The sequence below is a fragment of the Pseudomonas oligotrophica genome (genome assembly GCF_021726475.1).
In the GTDB taxonomy this organism is placed as follows: Bacteria; Pseudomonadota; Gammaproteobacteria; order Pseudomonadales; family Pseudomonadaceae; genus Stutzerimonas; species Stutzerimonas oligotrophica.
Genome location: NZ_JAKJRU010000007.1, coordinates 78,616 through 101,482, shown reverse-complemented (window position 1 = coordinate 101,482; position 22,867 = coordinate 78,616). Strand labels below are relative to the sequence as shown.

Genomic DNA, 22,867 nt, shown 5'->3' with positions numbered 1-22,867 from the left:
CTCACTACCGCCCGATCGCCACAGAAGAAGAAGCCGCATGCTCGCCTGGATCCGCGACCTGTCCCTGAAATACAAATTCTGGGCACTGAACATGGTGTCGTTCGTCATCACCCTGCTGCTGGCGCTGTTCGCCCTGCAGCTCGAGCAGGGCAGCCGGGCGAGCGCCGCCCAGGCCGCAGCCGAGACGCGCGCCGCCCTGCTCGCGCAGTGGCCGGGCGACCGTGCGCTACCAACTGCCGCCGGCCTGCGCCAGGCCGCCGCCGGCGAGCCGCTGCGCATCGACGGGCAGAGCCTGCCCGCCAAGCCGGGCTGGCATGCCCTGCCGCATGACCGCCTGCTGGCCGAGGATCCGCTGGTCGGCGCCTGGCTGGTGCAACGTGCCGACGGCAGCCAGGTCGCCGTGCTGGCGACCACGCCCAGCCTGCGCCAGCTGCTGGCCGAGCACTTCCTCAGCTATGCGATGGCCGTCGCGGCGCTGATGCTGGGCCTGCTGGCAGCCTCGCAGCTGCTGATCCGCTTCCTGCTCAGCCATCTCAACACCCTCAAGGACGTGATGCTGCACGTCGAGCGCAGCGGCGACCTGGCCGCCCGCGTACCGCTGGACAGCGGTGACGAGGTCGGCCAGATGGCCAGCGCCTTCAATGCGATGCAGGGCGGCTACCAGCGCATCGTCGGCACTGTGGCCCAGGCCGCGGCACGCCTGGACGAAGGCGCCGCACGCCTGGCCGCGAGCATGGGCGAGGTCCGCCAGGGCATGCTCGGCCAGCAAAGCGAGACCGACCAGGCCGCCACCGCCATCAACGAGATGAGCGCGACGGTGTACAACATCGCCGAGCACGCCGGTGCCACCCGCGACGAATCGCAGAACGCCGACCACCTGGCCAGCGCCGGCCACCAGGTCGTCGCCCGCGTCGAGCAATCGATTTCCAGCCTTTCGAGCGGCGTGCAGCAGACCGCCGAGACCATCGAGCAACTGGCCAGCGACAGCCAGCGCATCAACGGCGTGGTCGGCGTCATCCACGGCATCGCCGAGCAGACCAACCTGCTGGCGCTCAATGCGGCCATCGAGGCGGCCCGGGCCGGGGAGATGGGGCGCGGCTTCGCGGTGGTCGCCGACGAGGTGCGCAGCCTGGCCAAGCGTGTGCAGGATTCGACCAACGAGATCACCGAGATGATCGCCGCACTGCAGGCGATGACCCGCGACGCGGTGGAATTCATGCGCGAGAGCCAGCTCAAGGCCGATGACTGCGTGCAGGAAGCGCGCGAGGCGGCGCAGGCACTGGAGGCCATCACCGGCGCCGTGGCGCAGATGCGCGACAGCAACGTGCAGATCGCGGTGGCCGCCGAGCAGCAGAGCCAGGTGGCCGAGGAACTCAGCCGCTCGGTGACCGGCATCCGCGACGTCACCGAGCGAACGGTGCAGCAGACGCTCCAGTCGGCCAGCACCAGCGCCGAGCTGGCCGCCCTGTCCACCGAGCTCAGCCGGGCCATCGGCCAGCTGAAGCTCTGAGGCCGTGCCTCAGCCGAACACCGTCACCGTCTGCCGGCTGAGCGCGACCAGCTCGCCGGCCGGCGTCCACAGCGCGGCGGCGCAATGTCCGTAGCCGTCGCGGGCATGCTCGATCAGCGCGCGATAGCGACACCAGGAATGACTGTCGAGCGATGGCAGCGGCTGGACGAACTCGATGGTCCAGGTCAGCGAGCTGGCCGGCGCGAAACTGCGCAGCTGCGGCAGCAGCGCCGGTGGCCAGGCATCCACCAGTGCCAGCAGGTGCGCCTCGTTCATCCGCTCGCCGGTCGGCTCGCCGCGCTGGCGCACCCAGCCGCCCATCTCCCGCGACGGGTTGCCACTGAACGGCAGCCCGCCGAGCCCCCAGCGCATCTCCAGGTGCTGGGTGAAGGCCGGCACCACGCCGGGCAGGTAGGGCAGCGCCTGGCAGGCCTCGACCGGCGGCAGCTCCGGGGCCGGCTCGGCCGCCACCTCGATCACCGAGCTGCGCGGCGCGCCGAAACTGCCCTGCACCAAGGTCACCACCTGGCCGTCCTGCACGGCGCGCCCAAGCATCTGGCTCACCGCCTTGCCCTCGCGCAGCACCTCGGCCTGCAGGCTGACCGGCGTATCCACCGCCAGCGGCCCGACAAAGGTGATCGCCAGCGAGCGCAGCGGCCGCTCCGCCGGCACCTGTGCGCGCATCGCCTCGTAGACCAGCGCCGCAGCCAGCCCGCCGAAGCCGGCACGCCCCTGGCCCCAACTGGCCGGCACGGTCACGGCCTGTGGATTGTCGCGCGCGGCCTGGAGCATTTCTTGAAGAGTCATCGCCACCTCTGGATCCCGTAGTGAGCTGCAACTATAGGCAGCGCGACCAGCCGGACGGCGGGCCGCGCGCAGGTGGAATGATCGGCGATCAGGCCGGCGAATGGAGCGTCATACCCGCCGTTCGACGCGGCTGAATCGCCACGGCAGCGCGCGCCGGAGTTCAGCGAGCGCCCGCGCCAGCTCCACAGCCGAACCGCCGGCACCGGCGTAGCGCTGCGCCTCGTAGCGCTGCAGGAAGCCTTCGATCAGCGCCGCCTGGGCCGGCAACGCGCTGGCGGCGCGCCGGGCGAAACTGCGTGCGCCCTCGCCCGGCTCGCGCACCAGCCCATGGCGGGCCAGCAGGCGTTCGAAGCGCAGGAAGGCACGCTGCTGCGGATCCTGCTGGCGTTGCCAGGGCTTGAGCAGCAGCAGCGCCAGCAGGCCGAGCAGCGCCCCGGCCGCCGCGACCAGGCCGAACGCCAGGTGCGACGCCTCGAACCGGCCGAACCACTGGCGCAACAATCGCGCCTGGCTCTCGGCCTGGTAGCCGAGCACCCAGCGCTGCCAGCCATGGTTGAGGTTGTCCCAGGAGAAACGCAGGCGATCGACCCAGCCGATGCCACGAAAGCGCAGCAATGAGAGGGGCTCGTCCTCGAGGAACTCCTGTTCCGCGCCGAGGGCTTCCTGCAGCCCCCGCTCGACGCGCTCCGGCGCGACCTGGAAGGTCGGGTCGACGCTCACCCAGCCGCGCCCCGGCGTCCAGTATTCGACCCAGGCATGGGCGTCGTACTGGCGCACGCTGAGGTAGCCGCCGGTCGGGTTGAACTCACCACCCTGGTAGCCGGCCACCACCCGCGCCGGTATGCCGGCCGCGCGCAGCACGAAGGTCATCGCCCCGGCATAGTGCGCACAGAAACCTGCGCGGGTATCGAAGAGAAAGCCGTCGACGATGTCGGCGCCCACCGCCGGCGGCTTCAGCGTGTAGCGATAGGGCTGGCGGTTGAAATGCCACAGCAGCGCGCGGACGATCGCCTCGGGCTCGCCCTCGCGGCGCACGAGCTCGGCGGCCCAGGCGCGGCTACGCGGGTTGCCGGTCTCCGGCAGCGACAGCGCGCGGCCGAGGCTCGCCGGCGCCGTCTGCGCCTCGCGGCGCGCCTCGGGCCAGGACAGCGCGCGGTACATCAGCGGCTGGTCCACCGGGCGCGGCAACTGCAGGTGGAAGTCGCCCATCAGCCGGGCCGGCGCATCCTGCACCTGCGGCACGTCCAGCGTGTACAGCCAGGGGCGGCCGCTGGCCTGCATCACCACGCTGTAGCCGATCGGCTCGCCAGCCGGCTGCCATTCCGGCACATCGAGCAGCTGCACGGGGTGAGATTGCGACCAGCGCCGGCCGTCGAAACGCTCGAAAGTCACCGCCCGCCAGTAGAGCTGCGCCTGCGCCGGCGGCGCACCGTCGAAGGTGACGCGGAACGCCAGCGCGGCGGACTGGCCCAGGCTGGCCAGATCGCTCGGCGCCATGCTGTCGGCCAGGCCGGTGGTGCCGCGCGCCGGCGGCTGCGGCAACGACCACAGCGGCGGCAGCCTGGGGAAGAACAGGAACAGCACGATCATCACCGGCACCGCCTGCAGCAGCAGCGAGCCGGCCAGGCGCAGGGTCGGCCACGGCCGCGTGACCAGGCTGCCCTGCTGCAGGCCGATCAACGCGGCCAGCAGCACGGTGACCGGCAGCAGGCTGTAGAGACCGGCGAGCAAACCATCCTCGAACAGGTAGCTGGTCACCACGGCGAACAGGCCGAGGAAGATCAGCACCAGGGCATCACGCCGGGTGCGCATCTCCACCAGCTTGAGGATGAAGGCCGCGATCAACAGCACCACGCCGGCTTCCAGCCCGACCAGGCTGCCGCGGGAGAAATACACGGCGAAGCCTACGCCGAGCATCAGCAGCATCTTCACCCAGCCGCGCGGGTAGCCCGCACGCATGCGAAAGATCTGCACGCGCCAGGTCGCGCAGGCCAGCCACAGGCCGATGATCCACAGCGGCAGATGCGTCAGGTGCGGCAGGATGACCAACACCTGGGCGACCAGCAGCCAGACCAGGCTGTTGCGCGGAATCAGCGGCGCGGCCGTCATCGCACCGGCTCCTGCGCGCTGCCGTGCAACGCCAGCGCGCGCAGGCAGTGCTCCCGGTAGGCGCTGCCGCTGTCCGGGCCCAGCTGGCAATCGGGCAGGCGCAACACGAACGGCTGGCTCTGCTCGCTCAGCGCCAGCACCCAGTGGCAGAGCATCGAGAGGCGGACCTCGACGTCGCCCTCAAGGCTGGCGAAATCCAGCTGCGGATCGCCCCCGGCCAACGCCGCGAACTCCTTGACCAGCAAGCCCTGCCCGCGGGAATAGGCCTTCCAGTGCAGGCGCCGGCGGGAATCGCCTGGCTGCCAGGCCCGCAGCCCCTGGTAGTCGTCGGCGCCGACACCGCGCACCTGGCTGCCCGCCTCGCCTTCCTGCGCGCCGAACATGGCCGGCAGTTCCGCCGCCAGCGGCCGCGGATAGACCAGCGCGGCCAGCTGCAGGTCGACCCAGCTCCAGGCCACCAGCAGGCCGAGGGGGAAACGGCTCTCCACGCGCAGGCGCCCAGGGCGCAGCCAGCCGCGACGCAGCGCCGGCAGCTCGAGATCGACTTCGACGCTGCCCAGCGCCGGTACGTCGAGCAGCCGCAGGCCACTGGCCGGCCAACCGACGGCGACCGCCTGGTAGCTGCGCCCGCGGCTTTCCAGGCGCACCCGCATGCGCGCCTGCTCGCCGACGAAGGCCACCCCGGCGCCGCTGGCATGCAGCACCAGCCCGGCGAGATTGCGCCAGGTATGCAGGATGGCGACCAGGAACAGCGAGCCGAGCAGGAAGGTCATCGCGTAGGCCAGGCTGTTCTGGTAGTTGATCGCCGCCAGCATCATCAGCAGCAGCGCGCCGAGGAAGGCCAGGCCCGTGCGGGTCGGCATGATGAAGATGCGGCGCTGGTCCAGGCGCATGCTCGGCGCCGGCGGGATGCGTCGCAGCAACCAGCGCTCACGAAAGCGCGGCAGCAGCCTCAAGCCGGCGAGCCCCGTACGGCGCAGTGCATCAGAGCGCCGGCACTTCGCGCAGCAGCCATTGCACCAGCGCGCCGCCGCCGTGCCCGCTGGCATCGGCCGCTTCGCGCAGGCGGTGGCCGAGCACCGCCGGCAGCACGGCCTGGACATCCTCCGGAATCACATAGTCGCGGCGGTCGAGATAGGCCCAGGCGCGGGCGGCCGCCAGCAGCGCGAGGCTGCCGCGCGGCGACAGCCCCCAGGCGAACTGCGGCTGCGAACGGGTCGCCTCGGCCAGGCGCAACACGTAGTCGACCAGCGCATCGCTGGCCCTGACCTGCGCCACCGCCTGCTGGATTGCCGCCAGCGCCGCATGGTCGAGCAGCGGCTGCAAGTCGGGCAAGAGTTCGCGACGCGGCTGGCCCAGCAGCAGGGCACGCTCGGCGGCGCGCGCCGGGTAGCCCAGCGAGAGCCGCATGAGGAAGCGATCGAGCTGCGATTCGGGCAAGGCGAAGGTGCCGCCCTGGCTCGCCGGATTCTGCGTGGCGATGACGAAGAACGGTTGCGGCAGCGCCCGCGTGGCGCCCTCGATGGTCACCTGGCCTTCCTCCATCGCCTCGAGCAGCGCGCTCTGGCTCTTCGGCGTGGCGCGGTTGATCTCGTCGGCGAGCACCAGCTCGGCGAAGATCGGCCCGGGATGGAAGACGAAGCCGCCGCTCTGCTTGTCGAACACCGAGGTGCCGAGGATGTCGCCAGGCAACAGGTCGGAGGTGAACTGGATGCGCTGGAAGCTCAGCCCCATGACCCGCGCCAGGGCATGGCTGAGGGTGGTCTTGCCCATGCCGGGCAGGTCTTCGAGCAGCAGGTGCCCGCGGGCCAGCAGGCAGGTCACCGCCAGGCGGACCTGCGAATCCTTGCCCAGCACGACCTGGTTGATGGCGGCCAGACAGGCCTCGAGTCTCGCTTGCATGGGAACCCCTTTCCCCTGGGACCGCCCGATGCTACTGGCCGCAAGCCCCTGCGCCAAGCGGCTGCAACCTGCGATGACAATTCGGTCTCACTGCGTCCGACGCGGCCGCCACATGGCGACGGCCGCGCGGATGGTCAGCGGCCGGCGCGCGACTCGCGCAGGTAGAAGCGCGCCTTCTGCGCCTTCTGCGTACAGCCGCGGAAACCTTCGAACTGCTGCTGGGTCTTGGCTGCGGTCAGCAGCGCCAGGGCCTTGGAGTAGCTCACCGTGCCGGCGAAGCCCTCGGCCTCGGCCAGGCTCTGCTCCTTCCAGGCCGCCGAGAGCTCGGCTGCGCAACTGTCGCGGTAGGCGGTCTTGCCGGCACAGCCGGCCAGCAGCAGGGCTAACAGGGGTAAAGCCAACCAGATCTTCATTGCCTCGTCTCTCCTTGTTGAGCGAATCACGCCTGCCGCGCACGCAGGTAGTCGACCACTTCCGGCTGGCTGCCGGCGAACTGGATACGGTGCGCCTTGCTCTCGCGCTGGTAGGCGTACATCGGATCGTAGTACTCACGCAGCAAACCTTCGATCCAGCCCCGGTGCAGATCCACCGAACCGCTGCGCGACTGCTCGGCCAGGGCCTGGTCCATCAGCAGCGCCAGACGCTTGTAGCACTCGCCGCCCAGGCGCTTCTGGATATTGACCAGGCTTTGCTGCAAACGCTCGGCGAAGGCGCTGAATCCCGCCTCGCCGAATTCGCCGATGAACTCGGCGCAGAGGTCGATCACGTAGTCCTTGAGGATGCGCTCGATGCGGCCTTCCAGGCTGTCCTCCAGCCAGACCAGCGGGTAATCCTGCATGCCCTGGTAGAGCGGCAGCGGGATCGAGCAACGACCGACCAGGCGGGCCTCGTCCTCGACCACGAAGCGCTCGATACCGGCGCCACGCAGCTTGAGCAGGCGGATCGCCAGGGCATTTTCGAAATCGATCTGCGCCGGCTGCGGCGTGGCGCGCTTGCCGAAGCTCGAACCGCGGTGGTTGGCCAGGCCCTCGAGGTCGACGCTGTTGTCCAGCTGCGCCAGCACCTCGGTCTTGCCGGTGCCGGTCATGCCGCCGACCAGCACGAACCCGCACTCGGCCACCGCCTGCTCCAGCGTATCGATCAGGAACTGGCGCATGGCCTTGTAGCCGCCGACCACCCGCGGGTAGTCGATGCCTGCCTCGCGCAGCCACTGCTGCACGATCTGCGAGCGCAGGCCGCCGCGGAAGCAGTACAGGTAGCCCTGCGGATGGCGCTCGGCGAACTGCGTCCAGGCCTGCAGGCGCGCTTCCTTGACCTGGCCGGAGACCAGGCGATGGCCCATCTCCAGCGCGGCCTGCTGACCGTGCTGCTTGTAGCAGGTACCGACCTTCTGCCGCTCGGCATCGTCCATCAGCGGCAGGTTGACCACCCCGGGGAACGCGCCCTTGGCGAACTCCACCGGGGCACGCGCATCCATCATCGGCACGTCGTTGAGGAACAGCGCGCGGTAATCATCGGTATCGGGGCGCATCAGACGACCTCTACCGCGTGCTGGCGCGCTTCGACCATGCGGCCGATGGGCTCCAGCGCCAGGCCCAGTTCGCCGGCCACGGCGAGGAACTCGGCCTCGCCTTCCGGGGCGACCGCCACCAGCAGGCCGCCGCTGGTCTGCGGGTCGCACAGCAGGTCGCGCTGGCCATCGGCCAGGGGCGCGATGCGATGACCGTAGCTGTCGAAATTGCGCTGGCTGCCACCGGGCACGCAACCCTGCTCGAGGTAGTACTCCACGCCCGGCAGGCGCGGCACGCGGGCGAACTCGAGCTCGGCGCTCAGCCCGCTGCCGTCGGCCATCTCTACCAGGTGACCGAGCAGGCCGAAGCCGGTGACGTCGGTCATGGCACGCACCCCGTCGAGCCGGGCGAAACGGCTGCCGGCCGCGTTCAGCGTGCACATCCAGTCACGCGCCAGGCCGACATCCTCGGCGCGCAACTTGGCCTTCTTCTCGGCGGTGGTGAGGATGCCGATGCCCAGCGGCTTGGTCAGGTACAGCTTGCAGCCGAGGCTGGCGGTGTCGTTGCGCTTCATGTGGCGCTTGTCCACCAGGCCGGTGACGGCCAGGCCGAAGATCGGCTCCGGGGCGTCGATCGAATGGCCGCCAGCCAGCGGAATGCCCGCTGCGTCGCAGGCCGCGCGGCCGCCGGCGACCACCTCGCGGGCGACCTCCGGCGGCAGCACGTTGACCGGCCAGCCGAGGATGGCGATGGCCATCAGCGGATCGCCGCCCATGGCGTAGATGTCGCTGATCGCGTTGGTGGCGGCGATGCGGCCGAAATCGAACGGATCGTCGACGATGGGCATGAAGAAGTCGGTGGTGGAGACCACGCCACGCTCCTCGTCGATGCCGTACACCGCCGCGTCGTCGCGCGAGGCGTTGCCGACCCACAGGCGTGGGTCGAGGTTCTGCGCACCGCTGCCGGCGAGGATCACGTCCAGCACCTTGGGCGAAATCTTGCAGCCGCAGCCGGCACCGTGACTGTACTGGGTAAGGCGGATCGGTTCGCTCATGGAAGACTCTCGGCGCTCGAAAACGGGCGGCGATTGTAGCAAAGGGCAGCCGTGCCGCGAGTGCGCCGCCGTTCTGCCCGCTACGCCTAAAGCCCCCTTGTCCGAGCGCGCCGCCGACGTATGCTTGTGTCATGCACGGGAGGGATGGCATGAGCAAGAAAGTGGCCCTGGTACTGGGCTCCGGCGGCGCCCGGGGTTATGCGCACATCGGCGTGATCGACGAACTGGAGCGTCGCGGCGGCTACGAGATCAGCTGCATCGCCGGCTGCTCGATGGGCGCCGTGGTCGGCGGCATCTACGCCGCCGGCAAGCTCGGCGAATACCAGGCCTGGATCGAGAGCCTGGATTACCTCGACCTGCTGCGGCTGATGGACCCGAGCTTCAGCATGGGGGCGATTCGCGGCGAAAAGGTGTTCAGCCGCATCCGCGACATGCTCGGCCAGATCAACATCGAGGACCTGCCGATCCCCTACACCGCCGTGGCCACCGACCTCACCCACCAGCAGGAGATCTGGTTCCAGGAAGGCCGCCTGGAGCTGGCCATGCGCGCCTCGGCGGCGATCCCCAGCCTGTTCACCCCGGTGATGCAGGGCAATCGCATGCTGGTCGACGGTGGCCTGCTCAACCCGCTGCCCATCGTGCCGGTGGTGTCTAGCCACAGCGACCTGATCATCGCGGTCAACCTCAACGGCAACAACCACCGCCAGTACCCCCTGCCGGAGGTCGAGCGGCCCGGGCGCTTCGACGGCATGTTCAGCTCACTGAGTGCGCATCTGCCGTTCCGCCGCCGCGACGTCGCGGGCGAACCGCCCGCCCTGCTGCCCGAGCCGCACCCGCGGGCGATCGACGACCAGCCGCCGGCGGCGCCCACCGGCCAGGGGGCGCCCAGGTCCGCCGAGGGTGCGACGGTGATGGATGCCTCCGGCCCGGCCTCGCTGCTCGACCTGATCAACCAGAGCTTCGACGTGATGCAGTCGTCGCTGACCCAGTACAAGATCGCCGGCTATCCGCCAAACGTGCTGGTGAACATCCCCAAGCGCGCCTGCCGCTTCTACGAATTCCACAAGGCGCCCGAGCTGATCGAGCTGGGCCGCATCGTCACCCGCGACGCGCTGGACCTGTACGAGCAGGAGCAGTAGCGGCGCGCCTCAGTGGTGGTGGTGCTCGGAGCGCAGCACCACCGCCTCCTTGGTCGCCGCCTCGGGCACTTCCTTGACCAGCCAGTCGCTCAGCAGGCTGTAGGCCACCGCCAGCAGGGTCGGGCCGAGGAACAGCCCCATGAAGCCGAACGCCAGGATGCCACCGAAGACGCCGAGCAGCACCACCACCAGCGGCAGGTTGCCACCGCGGCTGATGAGATAGGGCTTGAGGATGTTGTCCACGCCGCTGATCACGAACATGCCCCACATGCCCATGAAGATCGCCATGCCGTACTCGCCCTGCCAGGCCAGCCAGCCTACCGCCGGCCCCCAGACCAGTGGCGGGACCATGACGAAGCTGCAGGCGAAGGTCAGCAGGCCGAGCACCAGCGCCCCCGGCACGCCGGCGATGCTAAAGCCGATGTAGGCCAGCACCGCCTGGGCGGCAGCCGTGCCGATCACGCCGTTGACCACGCGCTGGATGGTGCCGGCGACCAGTTCGAGGTAGTGCTCGGCCCGCTCGCCGATCAGGCGCTCGAGCATGCGCTCGGCGAAGGCCGCCAGGTACGGCCCGTCGCGGTAGAAGAAGAACACCAGTACCAGACTCAGCGCCAGCTCGAGCATGCCGCCGCCGATCCGTGCACTGCGCACCAGCAGCCAGTTGCCGACCTGGCCGAAATACGGGCGCAGTTGCGCGAACAGCGCGGTGCCCTGCTCGTCCACGGTGTTCCAGAATTCCAGCAGGTTGTCGCCGATCAACGGGATCTCGCCCAGCCAGGCCGGCGCCGGCGGCAGGCCGCTGACCTGCAGGTTGTGCAGCAGCATGGTCACTTCGCGGATCTGGTCGGCGATGTTGAAGCCGAGCCAGACCAGCGGCACCGCGACCAGCACCATCCAGCACAGCGTCAGCAAACCCGCGGCCAGGCTGGCGTTGCCCTTCAGCCAGCGCGTCAGCAGGCGCATCAGCGGCCAGCTGGCGAATGCCAGCACGGCCGCCCAGAACAGGGTCGAGGCGAAGGGCGCCAGCACCCACAGGCAGGCGCCCAGCAAGGCGAGGAGCAGGATCTGCGCCAAAAGGCGGTCATTGTTGAGCATGCACGGCACTCGACGGGGGAAAGCACGGTGCGCCAGCGCACCGCACGGGAAGGCGCCTATTGCACCTGCCCGACCGGGTCAGCGCAATAGCCTGATGGTGAGCCCGGTCTCGTCCGAGTCATCGAGCTCCATGCGCCCGGCGGCAATCCGCCCGCCAATCAACGCCTCGCGCCAGGCCGGCGCGGCGCGCCCGGCAAGGCTGACGCGCAGGGTACTGTCCAGGCGCAGCATGCCGGCCAGCAGCTCGCCCCAGTCGGCCACCGGCTCGTCCGGCAGGCGCGCCAGGCGCAACTCGCCGGTGTTGCGCAGTTGCCGCAGGAGCGTCGCGGCACTGGGCAGCAGATCCCCCAGCGGCTGGTCCGGCTGCAGTTGCTCGACATGCAGGTAGGGCCGGCCATTGCCGCGGGTGATGCCGTACAGGGCGACCAGGCTGTCGGCGGCCTCGGGCAGGCGCGCCAGCAGGTACGCCTGCTGCGCCTCGGGACCGTAGAGCATGGCCCGGCCAAAGATCGAGTTCGCCCACAGGCTGCTCGAGCCACAATCGCGCCCTTCGCACCAGTAGAGCAGCTCGCCGCCCTGCTCCAGCAAGTGCCGGCGTGCCTGCTCGAAGGCTTCGATTCCGCTGTGGCTGTCAGGCAGGCGATAGGTGATCGCCGTCAGCTGGCCGGACGAAACCACCTGCTGGGCGATGCGCAGGCGCCCGCTGATGCGGCGGACCGAATCCTGCGGATAGACGCGCTCGAGCACCGGCTCCTGGCGATAGTCGATGATGCGCGCCTGGGGATAGCGCGGCAGCACCTGGAGATCGGCACTTCCCGTGACGTCCGCGGCAGATGCCCCGACGCCGAACAGCAAGGCCGCGATGGCCACCAGCCCTCTTCGCATAACGCTCCTTAAGCACTTCTCGACTGCGGCAGGGTCGGCGAGGCCGGCACCCGGGCCGTCGCCGCGTGGCTGGCCGGGCGCGGCACACGCGCGCTTGTCCGCTGTGTTTGCAGCCTCGCCAGTAGATCCCGGCAAGTCAAGCCGGCATTGCCACCGGATCTTGCAGACCGCCCTCAGCCGAGCAGGAACGGGCCGAGCAGCGCCGCGACCGCTGCCGCCCCGGCATCGTCATCCAGGTGCAGGTGATGCCCGCCGGGCAGTACGTGCAGCGCGTACGGCAGGCTGCGGGCAAGCTCGAGCATCTGCGCCTCCTGCATCAGCCCCTGCTCGGCGACCACCAGGCAGGTCGGGCAGCTCACCCCACGGGCGAAGGCCAGCGCGTGCTCGCGGGTCAGGCGCAGTGGCGAAGGCAGGGTCAGGCGTGGGTCGGTGCGCCAGGTGAAGCCACCCGGCACCGGCATCAGCCCGCGCTGGGCCAGCAGCTCGGCAGCCTCGCGGCTGACCTTGACCGCCGCCTTCATCCGCGCGGTCACCGCCTGCTCGAAGGTGGCGTGCACCGGCTTGCGCTTGCGTGCCAGGGCTAGCTGCGCGCGCAGCGCTTCGCCGAGCCTGGCCGGCGCCATGTCCGCCTCGCCGGTGTAGGGAATGAACGCATCGATGAGCGCCAGGCGCTCGATGCGCTCGGGCAATGCGGCAGCCAGCAGCACCGAGGCGATCGCGCCCATGGAGTGCCCCAGCAGCGAGAATCGTGCCCAGCCGAACTGCTCGGCGACCTGCAGGACATCCAGGGCGTAGTCCCACAGCGAGTAACTGGCCCCGGCCGGGCGATGTTGCGAGTGGCCGTGGCCAGGCAGGTCCAGCGCGACGATGCGCAAGCCGTCGAGCCGCGGCGCCAGGCGATGGAAGCTGGCGGCATTGTCCAGCCAGCCATGCAGGGCGATCACCGGGCGGCCGTCCTCGGGGCCGTAGAGATGCGCCGCCACCTCGAGGTGCGGCAGCGACAGGCGGATTTCCTCGAACGGCAGGTTCATGCGCAACGCTCCACCGGCTCTGCCTGGCGCCACTGGGCAAGCAACCGGCGCAGCATACTGGCCGTTTCCAGCGGCCGCTCCAGCGGAAACATATGCCCGCCGGGCATGCTCAGGGCCTGCCCCCGCGGCATCAGGCGCAGCAGATAGGCGTGGTGCGGCATGACCACGTCGCTGTGCTCGCCGCGCACCATCGCCAGCGGCACCCGCAGCGCCGGCGGCCAACCGGGGGTGATGTGCGGCACGCTGCGGTAGATGTCGATTTCGGTCTGCGGGTCGAAGCGCAGCCGATAGCCCGCCTCGCTGGGTTGCAGGCCGTGCTCGACGTAGGCAGCCAGGCAATCCGGGTCGAAGTCGCGGAACAGGCCCTTGCCGGCGAAGTAGTCGTACGCCTGCTGCGGGTCGGCAAAGCAGTCGCGGCGCCCCAGCGTGCGCCCGGCCGGCGTGATGCGGTCGATGAAGCCCAGCCGCTTGGCCAGCCAGATCACTGCCTGGTCGAGCCAGGTCGGCACCGGCGAGTCGAGCATCACCACGCCCCGGTAGAACTGCGGATAGCGCAGCGCCGTGTGGTAATGCAGGATGCCGCCCATGGAATGACCAACGCCCCAGACCGGCTCGTCGAGACGCCTCAACTGCTGCGCCAGTTCCTCGACCAGGCAGGTCCAGTTGTCATCGACCGGAAACCGTGGGTCATGGCCGTGCAGCTCGAGGTGCAGCACCTCGTACTCCGGTGCGAGCGCCTCGAACAGCTTGGTGTAGGTCGCACAGGGAAAGCCGTTGGCGTGGGCGAAGAAGATGCGCTGGGACATGGAAACTGCTGCCGGGGCCAGGAGAGCCACATTGTCTGGCTCGCGGCTTTGCGGGGCAATTGCCATATCCGCAGGGAATGGGCGCCATTCACGCCAAACAGCGGGCCGCTACCCGCTATCTGGCGCCGTTCAGGACGCCGGCGCGTCGGGCAGCGGCACCACCGCCACGGTCAGGCGCGAGATGCAGCTGGTCTTGCCGTCCTCGCCGTTCAGGCGGATGTCCCAGACATGGGTGGAGCGGCCCAGGTGCACCGGCCGGCAGACGCCGGTGACCCGCCCGCTGCGCAAGGCACGCAGATGGTTGGCGTTGACTTCCAGGCCCACGCAATAGAAGCGCGAGGTGTCGATGCAGTGGTAGCTGGCCATCGACCCCAGCGTCTCGGCGAGCACCACCGAGGCGCCGCCGTGCAGCAGGCCGTAGGGCTGATGCGTGCGCGAGTCGACCGGCATGCTGGCGGTGATCGACTGGTCGTCGAAGGCTTCGAAGCGGATGTCCAGCAATTCGCTGATGGTGTTCTTGCGAGTCTCGTGCAGATCGGCGAGATCGGGCTCGCGTGTCCAGATGCCCACAGGCGTTCTCCTTCTTTCTTATTGGTCTGTTGCCTTCGGCTAGCGGCTATGGTGCAGCGATTCCAGGGTCATCAACCCACCGGCCAGGTGCTCGCCCGAGAGCTCGGCGAGCGATGCGGTGCCCATCGGCAGGCCCTCGCTGCGGCTGCCGGTGACCAGCCAGGCGCCCAGCGCGCCGACGAAGGGCTGGTGGGTGACCAGCAGCAGCTCCTGCTCGTTGCGCCGGTCGAGATAGAGCAAGGCGTCGCGCAGGTCGGTCTCGGGCGTGAGCCAGCTCACCGTCTCCACCTGGCCGGCAAAGCCCAGCACCTCGCGGACGATCTCCGCGGTCTGCTGTGCACGCCGGTAGGGGCTCGCCAGGATTGCCTGCAGCGGCCGGCCATGCAGGTGCGCGGCACTGCGCCGGACCTCCTCGCGGCCCTGTTCGGTCAGGTCGCGCTCGGCGTCGGTCCGCGCCCGCGGCTCGGCCTCGCCGTGACGCAGCAGCCAGAGCCTCATGGGGTCGGCTCTTGGCGTGGCGGCTCGGGTTGCGCGGGCTGCTGGGGCGCGGCCTGCAGGTCGGCGGGGCGCGGCGTCGGCCACTCCGACAGCGGCCAGGGCTTGTGTTCGGTGTTGAAGGTGCCGAAGCGGCCGATCTGTGCGATGTACTGGCTCAAGCTGTCGCCAAAGCCCTGCAGGCTGGCATCGGGCTGGCCGCGAAGCAGCCGCAGCACCAGTTGCAGGACCACCACCAGCAGCAGCACCAGCTCGGCGAGCTGCCAGGCGAAGAAGAACACCAGCATCCAGACGACCCGCAGGATCAGCGACTCGCGTTCGGCGCTACGGTTGGAATGATCCATTTCTGTCTCCAGCATCAATGTCAGAAACCGTCCGTGGAAATGAAATCCACGTCGGTCTTCGGCTCGCCGCGCATCAGCAGGGCGATGACCTGATCGAGCGTACGCCCCTCGAACAGGATCGCGTGCAGCCCCGCGACCAGCGGCATGTAGACCTGCAGCTCCTCGGCCTTGGCCTTGAGCACCTTGATCGTGTTGACGCCCTCGGCCACCTCGCCGAGGCGCGACACTGCCTCCTCCAGGCTGAGCCCCTGCCCCAGCGCATGGCCGACCTGGAAGTTGCGGCTCTTGGACGAGGTGCAGGTGACGATCAGGTCGCCGACCCCGGCCAGGCCGAGGAAGGTCATCGGGTTGGCGCCCAGGCGCACGGCGAAGCGGGTCATCTCGGCCAGTGCGCGGGTGATCAGCATGCTGCGGGTGTTCTCGCCCATGCCCAGCGCCGCGGCCATCCCGGCCATGATCGCGTAGACGTTCTTCAGTGCGCCGCCCAGCTCCACGCCGAAGCGGTCTGAACTGGCGTAGACCCGGAAGGTACGGCCATGCAGGACTGCCTGCACGGCCTTGCACAGCGCCTCGTCATCACTGGCCACCACGGTGGCGGTCAGCGCATGCTCGGCGACCTCGCGGGCGAGGTTCGGCCCCGAGAGTACGCCGATCCTCGCATTCGGCGCGACCTCCTCGAGAATCTGGCTCATCAGTTTGAAGCCCTGCGCCTCGATGCCCTTGGTGGTGCTGACCAGCATCTTGCCGGCCAGCAGCGCCGCATGCGGCTGCAGGACCTGGCGCAGGGCGCTGGACGGCAGCGCCACGAAGACCAGCTCGCAGGCGGCCAGGGTCGCCGGCAGGTCGGTAGTCGCCTGTACCGCCGGCAGCAGGTCGATGCCCTTCAGATAGCGCGGGTTCTGCCGCAGCGTGCGGATGCTCTCGGCCTGCTGCTCGTCGCGCATCCACAGCAGCACGTCGTGGCCGTTCTCGGCCAGCAGGTTGGCGATCGCGGTACCGAAGCTGCCGCCGCCGAGCACGGCGATGGGTTGCTTTGTTGTCATGAATGTTCCGAAGTAGGCCTTCCCGGCAGAGGCGGCATTATACGTGGCACGCCGCGAGCGACCAGCGCCGCACCCGCCGCGGCCGCATGCCGCAGCGCCTGCGCCTGCCAGGCGCGGCCAGCGGTTGTCCAACATTGGTCTAGGTCAACAAGGCGGCTACAAGTTCCTCGCGGCCAGGCCAGTGATGTTAAAGTAGCCAGCCGATTTTGCCGCTGCGCGCCCAGGCGCCTGCGTGCAGTCCGTCGCGCTGTGACTTTCAGCACAGCGCGGCAGTCTATGAGCTTAGTGTTTATGATCAGGCCTTCATCCCAGGCCCGGTGAATGCAGCAAGCCCCTCTGCCGAGGGGACCATTGAGGAATACGCATGACCAAACAACACGCCTTTACCCGGGAAGACCTGCTTCGTTGCAGCCGCGGCGAACTGTTCGGCCCCGGTAACGCGCAACTGCCCGCACCGAACATGCTGATGGTCGACCGTATCGTTCACATCAGTGAAGTCGGCGGCAAGTACGGCAAGGGCGAGCTGGTCGCCGAGCTGGATATCAATCCCGATCTCTGGTTCTTCGCCTGCCATTTCGAAGGCGATCCGGTCATGCCCGGCTGCCTGGGCCTGGATGCCATGTGGCAGCTGGTCGGCTTCTACCTGGGCTGGCAAGGCAACCCCGGCCGTGGTCGTGCTCTCGGCTCGGGCGAAGTGAAATTCTTCGGCCAGGTCCTGCCGACCGCCAAGAAGGTCACCTATAACATTCATATCAAGCGCACCATCAACCGCTCGCTGATCCTCGGCATCGCCGATGGCACCGTCAGCGTCGATGGTCGCGAGATCTATAGTGCAGAAGGGCTGCGTGTCGGCCTGTTCACCTCCACTGACAGTTTCTGAAGGACATCCGCATGCGTCGCGTCGTGATCACCGGCCTGGGTATCGTTTCCTGCCTGGGCAATGACAAAGACACCGTTTCCGCCAACCTGCGCGCCGGCCGCCCCGGCATTCGCTACAACCAGGCCTATGCGGACATGGGCCTGCGCAGCCAGGTGTCCGGCTCCGTGAACCTCAACCTCGAAGAGCTGATCGACCGCAAGGTCCTGCGCTTCATGGGCGACGCTGCGGCCTACGCCTACCTGGCCATGGAGCAGGCGGTCAAGGATGCCGGCTTCAGCGCCGACGACATCTCCAACCCGCGCATCGGCCTGATCGCCGGCTCCGGTGGCGCCTCGACCATCAACCAGATGGAAGCCATCGACATCCTGCGTGACAAGGGCGTCAAGCGCATCGGCCCATACCGCGTGCCGCGCACCATGAGCAGCACCGTGTCGGCCTGCCTGGCCACGCCGTTCCGCATCAAGGGCATCAACTACTCCATCGCCTCGGCCTGCGCTACCAGCGCGCACTGCATCGGCCACGCCATGGAGCAGATCCAGATGGGCAAGCAGGACGTCGTCTTCGCCGGCGGCGGTGAAGAGGAGCACTGGAGCCAGAGCTGCCTGTTCGACGCCATGGGCGCCCTCTCCAGCCAGTACAACGAGACCCCGGAAAAAGCCTCGCGCGCCTACGACGCCAACCGTGACGGCTTCGTCATCGCCGGCGGCGGCGGCATCGTGGTGGTCGAGGAACTGGAGCACGCACTCAAGCGCGGCGCCAAGATCTACGCCGAGATCGTCGGCTACGGCGCTACCTCCGACGGCTACGACATGGTCGCTCCGAGCGGCGAAGGCGCGCTGCGCTGCATGCAGCAGGCGATGTCCACCGTCGACGGCCCGATCGACTACCTCAACACCCACGGCACCTCGACGCCGGTGGGCGACGTGGCGGAGATCAAGGCCGTTCGCAACATGTTCGGCGACAAGGTCCCGGCGATCAGCTCGACCAAGAGCCTCTCCGGCCACTCGCTGGGCGCCGCCGGCGTGCACGAGGCCATCTACTGCATGCTGATGATGCAGGGCAACTTCCTCGCCGGCTCGGCGAACATCGACGAGCTGGACCCGGAAGTCGCCGACATGCCGATCCTGCGCGAAACCCGCGAGAACGCCCAGTTCGACACGGTAATGAGCAACAGCTTTGGCTTCGGTGGCACCAACGCCACCCTGGTGCTCAAGCGCTGGAAGGGCTGAACGGCCTGGGCTGAATGAAAACGGCGCCTTCGGGCGCCGTTTTTCGTTGCGGCCTGGCGACGCTGGCCAAGCAACGCGAGCCCCGCCCCGGCGCTTTCTCGCTTCTGCCGCTACCGCCAGCCATCGCCTCCCCGCCGGCGGCCGGAACTCGCCGGCCATGCCGGGCTCACTTGCTGCAGCAAGAGTGGAAATTCCATTGTCCAGCCACCAGCGAGCCCGGGAGCCATTCCATGCAATCGAGTCATGCAGCCAGCCAGATGAACGACCACGCGGACCGTGTGCGCAGCTCGACCGCCGCCACGCTCAACCGCGAGATCGACCGCCGCACGGACGACAATATCGAGCACTACAGCCGCCTCGACGCACCAGCGATCAGGCAGCGCATCGAACAACTGGAGCGCGAGTGGGACGTGGAGCGGGTGCTCGAGGTCAACGCGTCGACCCTGGCCCTGTCGGGGCTGGTGCTGGGCCTGACGGTCAATCGCAAGTGGCTGGCACTGCCCGCGGTGGTGCTGCCGTTCCTGCTGCAGCACGGACTGCAGGGCTGGTGCCCGCCATTGCCGATCCTGCGCCACCTCGGCGTGCGCACCCGCGGCGAGATCGACCGGGAGAAATTCGCATTGTTCGATGCCCTGGAGCGCCCACGGCCGCCTGCGCTGCATTGACCCCCGGCCGACAGGCGCCACGCCCGGATCATCGGTCGGGGCGCAGGCCGCCCGAGGCGAAGGCCAGGGCAAGCGGGGCGGAGGTCGCTCGCCTGCCCTGCGCCCGTCAGTCGGCCTCGACCGTATCGCCGTGCGCGATGCAGGACGCCGCGGTGAACAGTACGTCGGTCGAGGAGTTCAGTGCGGTCTCGACCGAGTCCTGCACCACGCCGATGATGAAACCCACGGCGACCACCTGCATGGCGACGTCGTTGGGAATGCCGAACAGACTGCAGGCCAGCGGGATCAGCAGCAACGAGCCACCGGCCACGCCGGAGGCACCGCAGGCGCAGACCGCCGCGAGAATGCTCAGCAGGATCGCGCTCAGCAGATCGACGCTGATGTTCAGGGTGTTCACCGCCGCCAGGGTGAGCACGCTGATGGTGATCGCCGCGCCCGCCATGTTGATGGTCGCACCCAGCGGGATCGACACCGAGTAGGTGTCCTTGTGCAGGCCCAGGCGCTGGCAGAGCTGCAGGTTCACCGGAATGTTGGCGGCCGAACTGCGGGTGAAGAAGGCGGTCAGGCCACTCTCGCGCAGGCAGGTGAACACCAGCGGATAGGGGTTGCGGCGGATCTGCCAGTAGACGATCAGCGGGTTCAGCACCAGCGCGACGAACAGCATGCTGCCCACCAGCACCGCCAGCAGCTGGGCATAGCCCAGCAGCACGCCGAAACCGGAAGTCGCCAGGGTGTTGGCGACCAGGCCGAAGATACCCAGCGGTGCGCAGCGGATGATCAGCTTGACGATCTGGGTGACCCCCGCCGAGACGTCGGCGACCAGCGTGCGCGTACCCTCGCCGGCCGAGCGGAAGGCGATGCCGAGCGCCACCGCCCAGGCCAGGATGCCGATGAAGTTGCCTTCCAGCAGGGCATGCACGGGGTTGTCGACGACATTGAACAGCAGCGTCTTGAGTACCTGCGCGACGCCGGACGGCGGTGCCACGTCGGTCGCTGACGCCACCAGGGTCAGGCTCGTCGGAAAGATGAAGCTCGCCACCACCGCAGTCACCGCGGCGCTCAGCGTGCCCAGCACATAGAGCCCCAGGATCGGGCGGATATGGGTCGGCTGGCCGCGCTGGTGGTTGGCCAGCGACGCGGCCACCAGGGTGAACACCAGGATCGGCGCCGCCGCCTTCAGCGCGGCGACGAAGAGGTCGCCGAGCAGGCTGACCGACTTGGCCGCACCGGGCGCCAGCAGGGCCAGCACGATGCCGGCAATGAGGCCGACCAGGATCTGCGCCACCAGGCTGGTGCGGTTCAGGAATCGAAAAAGACGTGTGGGTAGATCGGACATGGCACCGCTTCTCGTTTATTGGAATGACCTCCACCGACTGTCCCGGAGCGTTTGCCCGACCGGCCCGTGCAGGGGTCGGCATGGTACGCCAGCTATGCCGGCCACGCACAGATGCGCGTCCGCGTCGCACCGCAAGAGCGGCGCCCCGCGCGGGCCGCGGGGCGGGTGGCCGCGCCCCGTCAGAGACTGAAGCGCGCCACCAGGCCGTTGAGCTCGACCGCCAGGCGCGCCAGTTCCTGGCTGGCCGCGCTGGTCTGGTTGGCGCCCGCCGAGGACTGCAACGACAGGTCGCGGATATTGACCAGGTTGCGATCGACCTCCCGCGCCACCTGCGCCTGCTCCTCCGAGGCGCTGGCGATCACCAGGTTGCGCTCGCTGATCTGGCTGATCGCCCGGGCGATGTCATCCAGCGCCTCGCCGGCCGCCCGGGCCAGCTCCAGCGTGGCGTGCGCGCGCTGGTTGCTGCTCTGCATGGCGTGCACCGCCTTGTCGGTACCCTGATGCACGGCGCCGATCATCTGCTCGATCTCGCCGGTCGACTGCTGGGTGCGATGCGCCAGCGCCCGCACCTCGTCGGCCACCACCGCGAAGCCACGCCCGGCCTCCCCTGCGCGCGCCGCCTCGATGGCCGCGTTGAGCGCCAGCAGGTTGGTCTGCTCGGCGATCGAGCGGATCACGTCGAGTACCTTGCTGATGTCGCGCACCTGGCCGGCCAGCTGCTCGACCTCGCCGGCGGTGGTCGTCACGTCGGCCGCCAGCAGGCCGATGGAATCGACCGTGCGGATGACCTGCTGGCGGCCCTGCTGGGCCGTGGCATCCGATTCACGCGAGGCTTCGGAGGTCACCACCGCGTTGCGTGCCACCTCGTCCACCGCCGTGGTCATCTCGTTGACCGCCGTGGCGGCCTGCTCGATCTCGTGGTTCTGCTGGTGCAGCCCGCGGGTCGAATCCTCGGTCACCACGTTGAGCTCCTCGGCGGCCGAGGCCAGCTGGTTGGACGAATCGGCGATGCGCTGCACCGTCTCGCGCAGGCTGCCCTGCATGCGCTTGAGCGCCGCCAGCAGGCGCGCCGGTTCGTCGTTGCCAAGGGTTTCGATCGGCCGACGCAGATCGCCGGCGGCCACGCTTTCGGCGACCTCGACGGCCTCGGCGAGCGGCTGCACGATGCTGCGGGTGAAGACCCAGGCCAGCAACCAGGTCAGCAGGCCGGCGGCAATCACCGTTACCGCCATCCACAGGCGGGCACTGTCGAAGATGGCCGCGGCGCTTTCGGCCGACTCGCGCGAGCGCTCGTCGTTGAACCTGACCAGGGCGCGAATCTCGTCGCTCATGGCAGTGGCCACCACGTTGAGCTGGGTGCCGACGAGCTCTATCGCCTGCTCGACCTGCCCGTCGCCCTCTAGGCGCTGGATCTCCTTGACCACCTGCTCGAAGCGCTCGCGTGCGGCCAGGTAGCGCTCGAAGATGGCCTTCTCCTCGGCCATGAAGATGGTCCGCCCGTAAGCCTCCTCGAGCGGACGCAGGCCACTGCGAAACTGCTCGACGGCGGCCCGGTTCTGCTCGATGCGCGAGCGATCCAACAGCAGGCGCAGGGTGTGGATGCGCAGGCGCATGGTGTGCTGGTTCAGCTCGCCCAGCGCGGTGATGCTCGGCAGCCACTGCTCGCTGACCTCACCGGCTTCCGAGCGGATCAGCGTCATCTGCCTCAGTGCGAACAGGCCAAGCAGCAGCACGATGAGGCCGATCAGGCCGAAACCCAGGGCCGAGCGCCTGGAAACGTTCATACGACGAATGAACATGGGACAACCTCGCTCCATGACAGGGACTTGCGGCAAGCCACTTGCCGGCACGGTCAACTTATCGGTACGGGGTTGGTGCGCTTGAACGCTTGACGCCGGAAACCCGATGGCTGGCGTAACGCTGGACGAGCGGCCGCCGATCGGGCGCTGCCTCAGCGCACCTCGAACGCCTGCTCGGCGAGCTTGCGGTCGCCCTGGAAGACCAGGAAGCGCCATTGCCCCGGCACCAGTTCCTCGGGCTCGGTGAACTCGAAGGCCATGACATCCTGGGCGGCATCCGGCACCAGCGCCTGCACCACCTCGAACTTGTCGTGGCGCACGCCATCGGTGGTCACCACGCCGGGCGTGAGATAGAGCAGGGTCAGCGGCGTGTCGCCCTCGCGCTTGCCGACCAGGCGGTAGCGCAGGCCGAACTTGTTGCCGAGCCTGGCGGGAATCGCGAGGGTGCGCTGGATTGGCTGCTGGCCGGTGCGCAGCATGCGCTGCCCGGCCTCGAGCTCGACCTGCGGGCTTTCGAACAGTCCGTATTCGACTTCGCCCTCCAGGCGAACCTCGGCCCGGGCCAGGTCAGCGACCAGGACCACCGCCAGCAGGCAAAGCGAAGATTTCACGCGCATCTCGAGCCTCTCGTATCGGGAAAAGGCAGCAGGCTATGGC

At 68.9% G+C, this 22,867-nt stretch carries 23 protein-coding genes and 1 pseudogene; 5 read left to right on the top strand and 19 right to left on the bottom strand.

Annotated features, from left to right (window positions below; genetic code table 11):
- Positions 1-37: 37 nt before the first annotated feature.
- On the top strand, positions 38-1,510 hold the full coding sequence (locus L3N39_RS15525; protein ID WP_237258365.1) for a methyl-accepting chemotaxis protein: 1,473 nt from the start codon (positions 38-40) through the stop codon (positions 1,508-1,510).
- Positions 1,511-1,519: 9 nt separating this feature from the next.
- Here the strand turns inward: L3N39_RS15525 and L3N39_RS15520 are convergent, their stop codons facing one another.
- The 7 genes from L3N39_RS15520 to selD all read right to left on the bottom strand — a co-directional run bounded on the left by L3N39_RS15520 (position 1,520) and on the right by selD (position 8,893).
- Positions 1,520-2,317, bottom strand: a complete 798-nt coding sequence (locus L3N39_RS15520; protein WP_237258364.1) for an acyl-CoA thioesterase — start codon at positions 2,315-2,317, stop codon at positions 1,520-1,522.
- Between the two features lie 108 nt (positions 2,318-2,425).
- Positions 2,426-4,426 (bottom strand): transglutaminase TgpA family protein, encoded by a 2,001-nt coding sequence (locus tag L3N39_RS15515; protein ID WP_237258363.1) that lies wholly within the window; start codon positions 4,424-4,426, stop codon positions 2,426-2,428.
- Entirely contained in the window at positions 4,423-5,382 is a 960-nt protein-coding gene (locus L3N39_RS15510; RefSeq protein WP_237258362.1) for a DUF58 domain-containing protein, read from the bottom strand. The genes L3N39_RS15515 and L3N39_RS15510 overlap by 4 nt, the downstream gene beginning before the upstream one ends.
- 28 nt (positions 5,383-5,410) lie before the next feature.
- The gene (locus L3N39_RS15505) at positions 5,411-6,328 is read right to left on the bottom strand and encodes an AAA family ATPase (RefSeq protein ID WP_237258361.1); all 918 of its coding nucleotides are present in this window, start codon (positions 6,326-6,328) and stop codon (positions 5,411-5,413) included.
- A gap of 134 nt (positions 6,329-6,462) precedes the next feature.
- Entirely contained in the window at positions 6,463-6,741 is a 279-nt protein-coding gene (locus tag L3N39_RS15500; protein ID WP_237258360.1) for a hypothetical protein, read from the bottom strand.
- Positions 6,742-6,767: 26 nt separating this feature from the next.
- A complete protein-coding gene (gene mnmH / locus L3N39_RS15495; RefSeq protein ID WP_237258359.1) occupies positions 6,768-7,859 on the bottom strand; it encodes a tRNA 2-selenouridine(34) synthase MnmH in 1,092 nt (363 codons plus the stop codon).
- Entirely contained in the window at positions 7,859-8,893 is a 1,035-nt protein-coding gene (selD, locus tag L3N39_RS15490) for a selenide, water dikinase SelD (RefSeq protein ID WP_237258358.1), read from the bottom strand. The genes mnmH and selD overlap by 1 nt, the downstream gene beginning before the upstream one ends.
- 149 nt (positions 8,894-9,042) lie before the next feature.
- Here selD and L3N39_RS15485 point away from each other — a divergent pair, with 149 nt between their 5' ends.
- On the top strand, positions 9,043-10,032 hold the full coding sequence (locus L3N39_RS15485; protein ID WP_237258357.1) for a patatin-like phospholipase family protein: 990 nt from the start codon (positions 9,043-9,045) through the stop codon (positions 10,030-10,032).
- A gap of 9 nt (positions 10,033-10,041) precedes the next feature.
- Here the strand turns inward: L3N39_RS15485 and L3N39_RS15480 are convergent, their stop codons facing one another.
- The 8 genes from L3N39_RS15480 to L3N39_RS15445 all read right to left on the bottom strand — a co-directional run bounded on the left by L3N39_RS15480 (position 10,042) and on the right by L3N39_RS15445 (position 16,301).
- Complete coding sequence (locus L3N39_RS15480) at positions 10,042-11,127, bottom strand: AI-2E family transporter (RefSeq protein WP_237258356.1); 1,086 nt, start codon at positions 11,125-11,127, stop codon at positions 10,042-10,044.
- Between the two features lie 78 nt (positions 11,128-11,205).
- The gene (locus L3N39_RS15475; RefSeq protein WP_237258355.1) at positions 11,206-12,012 is read right to left on the bottom strand and encodes a DUF4892 domain-containing protein; all 807 of its coding nucleotides are present in this window, start codon (positions 12,010-12,012) and stop codon (positions 11,206-11,208) included.
- A 173-nt stretch (positions 12,013-12,185) separates the two neighbouring features.
- A complete protein-coding gene (locus L3N39_RS15470) occupies positions 12,186-13,043 on the bottom strand; it encodes an alpha/beta fold hydrolase (protein WP_237258354.1) in 858 nt (285 codons plus the stop codon).
- On the bottom strand, positions 13,040-13,849 hold the full coding sequence (locus L3N39_RS15465; protein WP_237258353.1) for an alpha/beta fold hydrolase: 810 nt from the start codon (positions 13,847-13,849) through the stop codon (positions 13,040-13,042). The genes L3N39_RS15470 and L3N39_RS15465 overlap by 4 nt, the downstream gene beginning before the upstream one ends.
- 129 nt (positions 13,850-13,978) lie before the next feature.
- The gene (locus tag L3N39_RS15460) at positions 13,979-14,419 is read right to left on the bottom strand and encodes a hotdog fold thioesterase (RefSeq protein WP_237258352.1); all 441 of its coding nucleotides are present in this window, start codon (positions 14,417-14,419) and stop codon (positions 13,979-13,981) included.
- A gap of 39 nt (positions 14,420-14,458) precedes the next feature.
- Positions 14,459-14,917 (bottom strand): phosphohistidine phosphatase SixA, encoded by a 459-nt coding sequence (gene sixA / locus L3N39_RS15455; protein WP_237258351.1) that lies wholly within the window; start codon positions 14,915-14,917, stop codon positions 14,459-14,461.
- Positions 14,914-15,258 carry a DUF4389 domain-containing protein gene (locus L3N39_RS15450; RefSeq protein ID WP_237258350.1) on the bottom strand — a complete coding sequence of 115 codons (345 nt, stop codon included), beginning with the start codon at positions 15,256-15,258 and terminating at the stop codon, positions 14,914-14,916. The genes sixA and L3N39_RS15450 overlap by 4 nt, the downstream gene beginning before the upstream one ends.
- A gap of 20 nt (positions 15,259-15,278) precedes the next feature.
- Positions 15,279-16,301, bottom strand: coding sequence for an NAD(P)H-dependent glycerol-3-phosphate dehydrogenase (locus tag L3N39_RS15445; RefSeq protein WP_237258349.1), 1,023 nt, complete (start codon positions 16,299-16,301; stop codon positions 15,279-15,281).
- Between the two features lie 364 nt (positions 16,302-16,665).
- Between L3N39_RS15445 and fabA the strand changes: the two genes are divergently transcribed.
- The 3 genes from fabA to L3N39_RS15430 all read left to right on the top strand — a co-directional run bounded on the left by fabA (position 16,666) and on the right by L3N39_RS15430 (position 19,075).
- Entirely contained in the window at positions 16,666-17,181 is a 516-nt protein-coding gene (fabA, locus tag L3N39_RS15440; protein WP_003285418.1) for a 3-hydroxyacyl-[acyl-carrier-protein] dehydratase FabA, read from the top strand.
- Positions 17,182-17,192: 11 nt separating this feature from the next.
- On the top strand, positions 17,193-18,410 hold the full coding sequence (gene fabB, locus L3N39_RS15435) for a beta-ketoacyl-ACP synthase I (RefSeq protein ID WP_237258348.1): 1,218 nt from the start codon (positions 17,193-17,195) through the stop codon (positions 18,408-18,410).
- A gap of 230 nt (positions 18,411-18,640) precedes the next feature.
- Positions 18,641-19,075 carry a hypothetical protein gene (locus tag L3N39_RS15430; RefSeq protein ID WP_237258347.1) on the top strand — a complete coding sequence of 145 codons (435 nt, stop codon included), beginning with the start codon at positions 18,641-18,643 and terminating at the stop codon, positions 19,073-19,075.
- A gap of 106 nt (positions 19,076-19,181) precedes the next feature.
- Here L3N39_RS15430 and sstT read toward each other — a convergent pair whose 3' ends face one another.
- The 4 genes and pseudogenes from sstT to L3N39_RS15415 form a co-directional block, all read right to left on the bottom strand.
- The gene (gene sstT / locus L3N39_RS15425) at positions 19,182-20,411 is read right to left on the bottom strand and encodes a serine/threonine transporter SstT (RefSeq protein WP_237258346.1); all 1,230 of its coding nucleotides are present in this window, start codon (positions 20,409-20,411) and stop codon (positions 19,182-19,184) included.
- Positions 20,412-20,590: 179 nt separating this feature from the next.
- Positions 20,591-21,643: a methyl-accepting chemotaxis protein gene (locus L3N39_RS15420; RefSeq protein ID WP_431978037.1), complete on the bottom strand. Its 1,053-nt coding sequence runs from the start codon at positions 21,641-21,643 to the stop codon at positions 20,591-20,593.
- An 81-nt stretch (positions 21,644-21,724) separates the two neighbouring features.
- A pseudogene (locus L3N39_RS19055) lies at positions 21,725-22,195 on the bottom strand (MCP four helix bundle domain-containing protein); the annotation flags it as partial.
- Between the two features lie 167 nt (positions 22,196-22,362).
- Positions 22,363-22,827 (bottom strand): DUF3859 domain-containing protein, encoded by a 465-nt coding sequence (locus L3N39_RS15415; RefSeq protein ID WP_237258344.1) that lies wholly within the window; start codon positions 22,825-22,827, stop codon positions 22,363-22,365.
- Positions 22,828-22,867 lie beyond the last annotated feature (40 nt).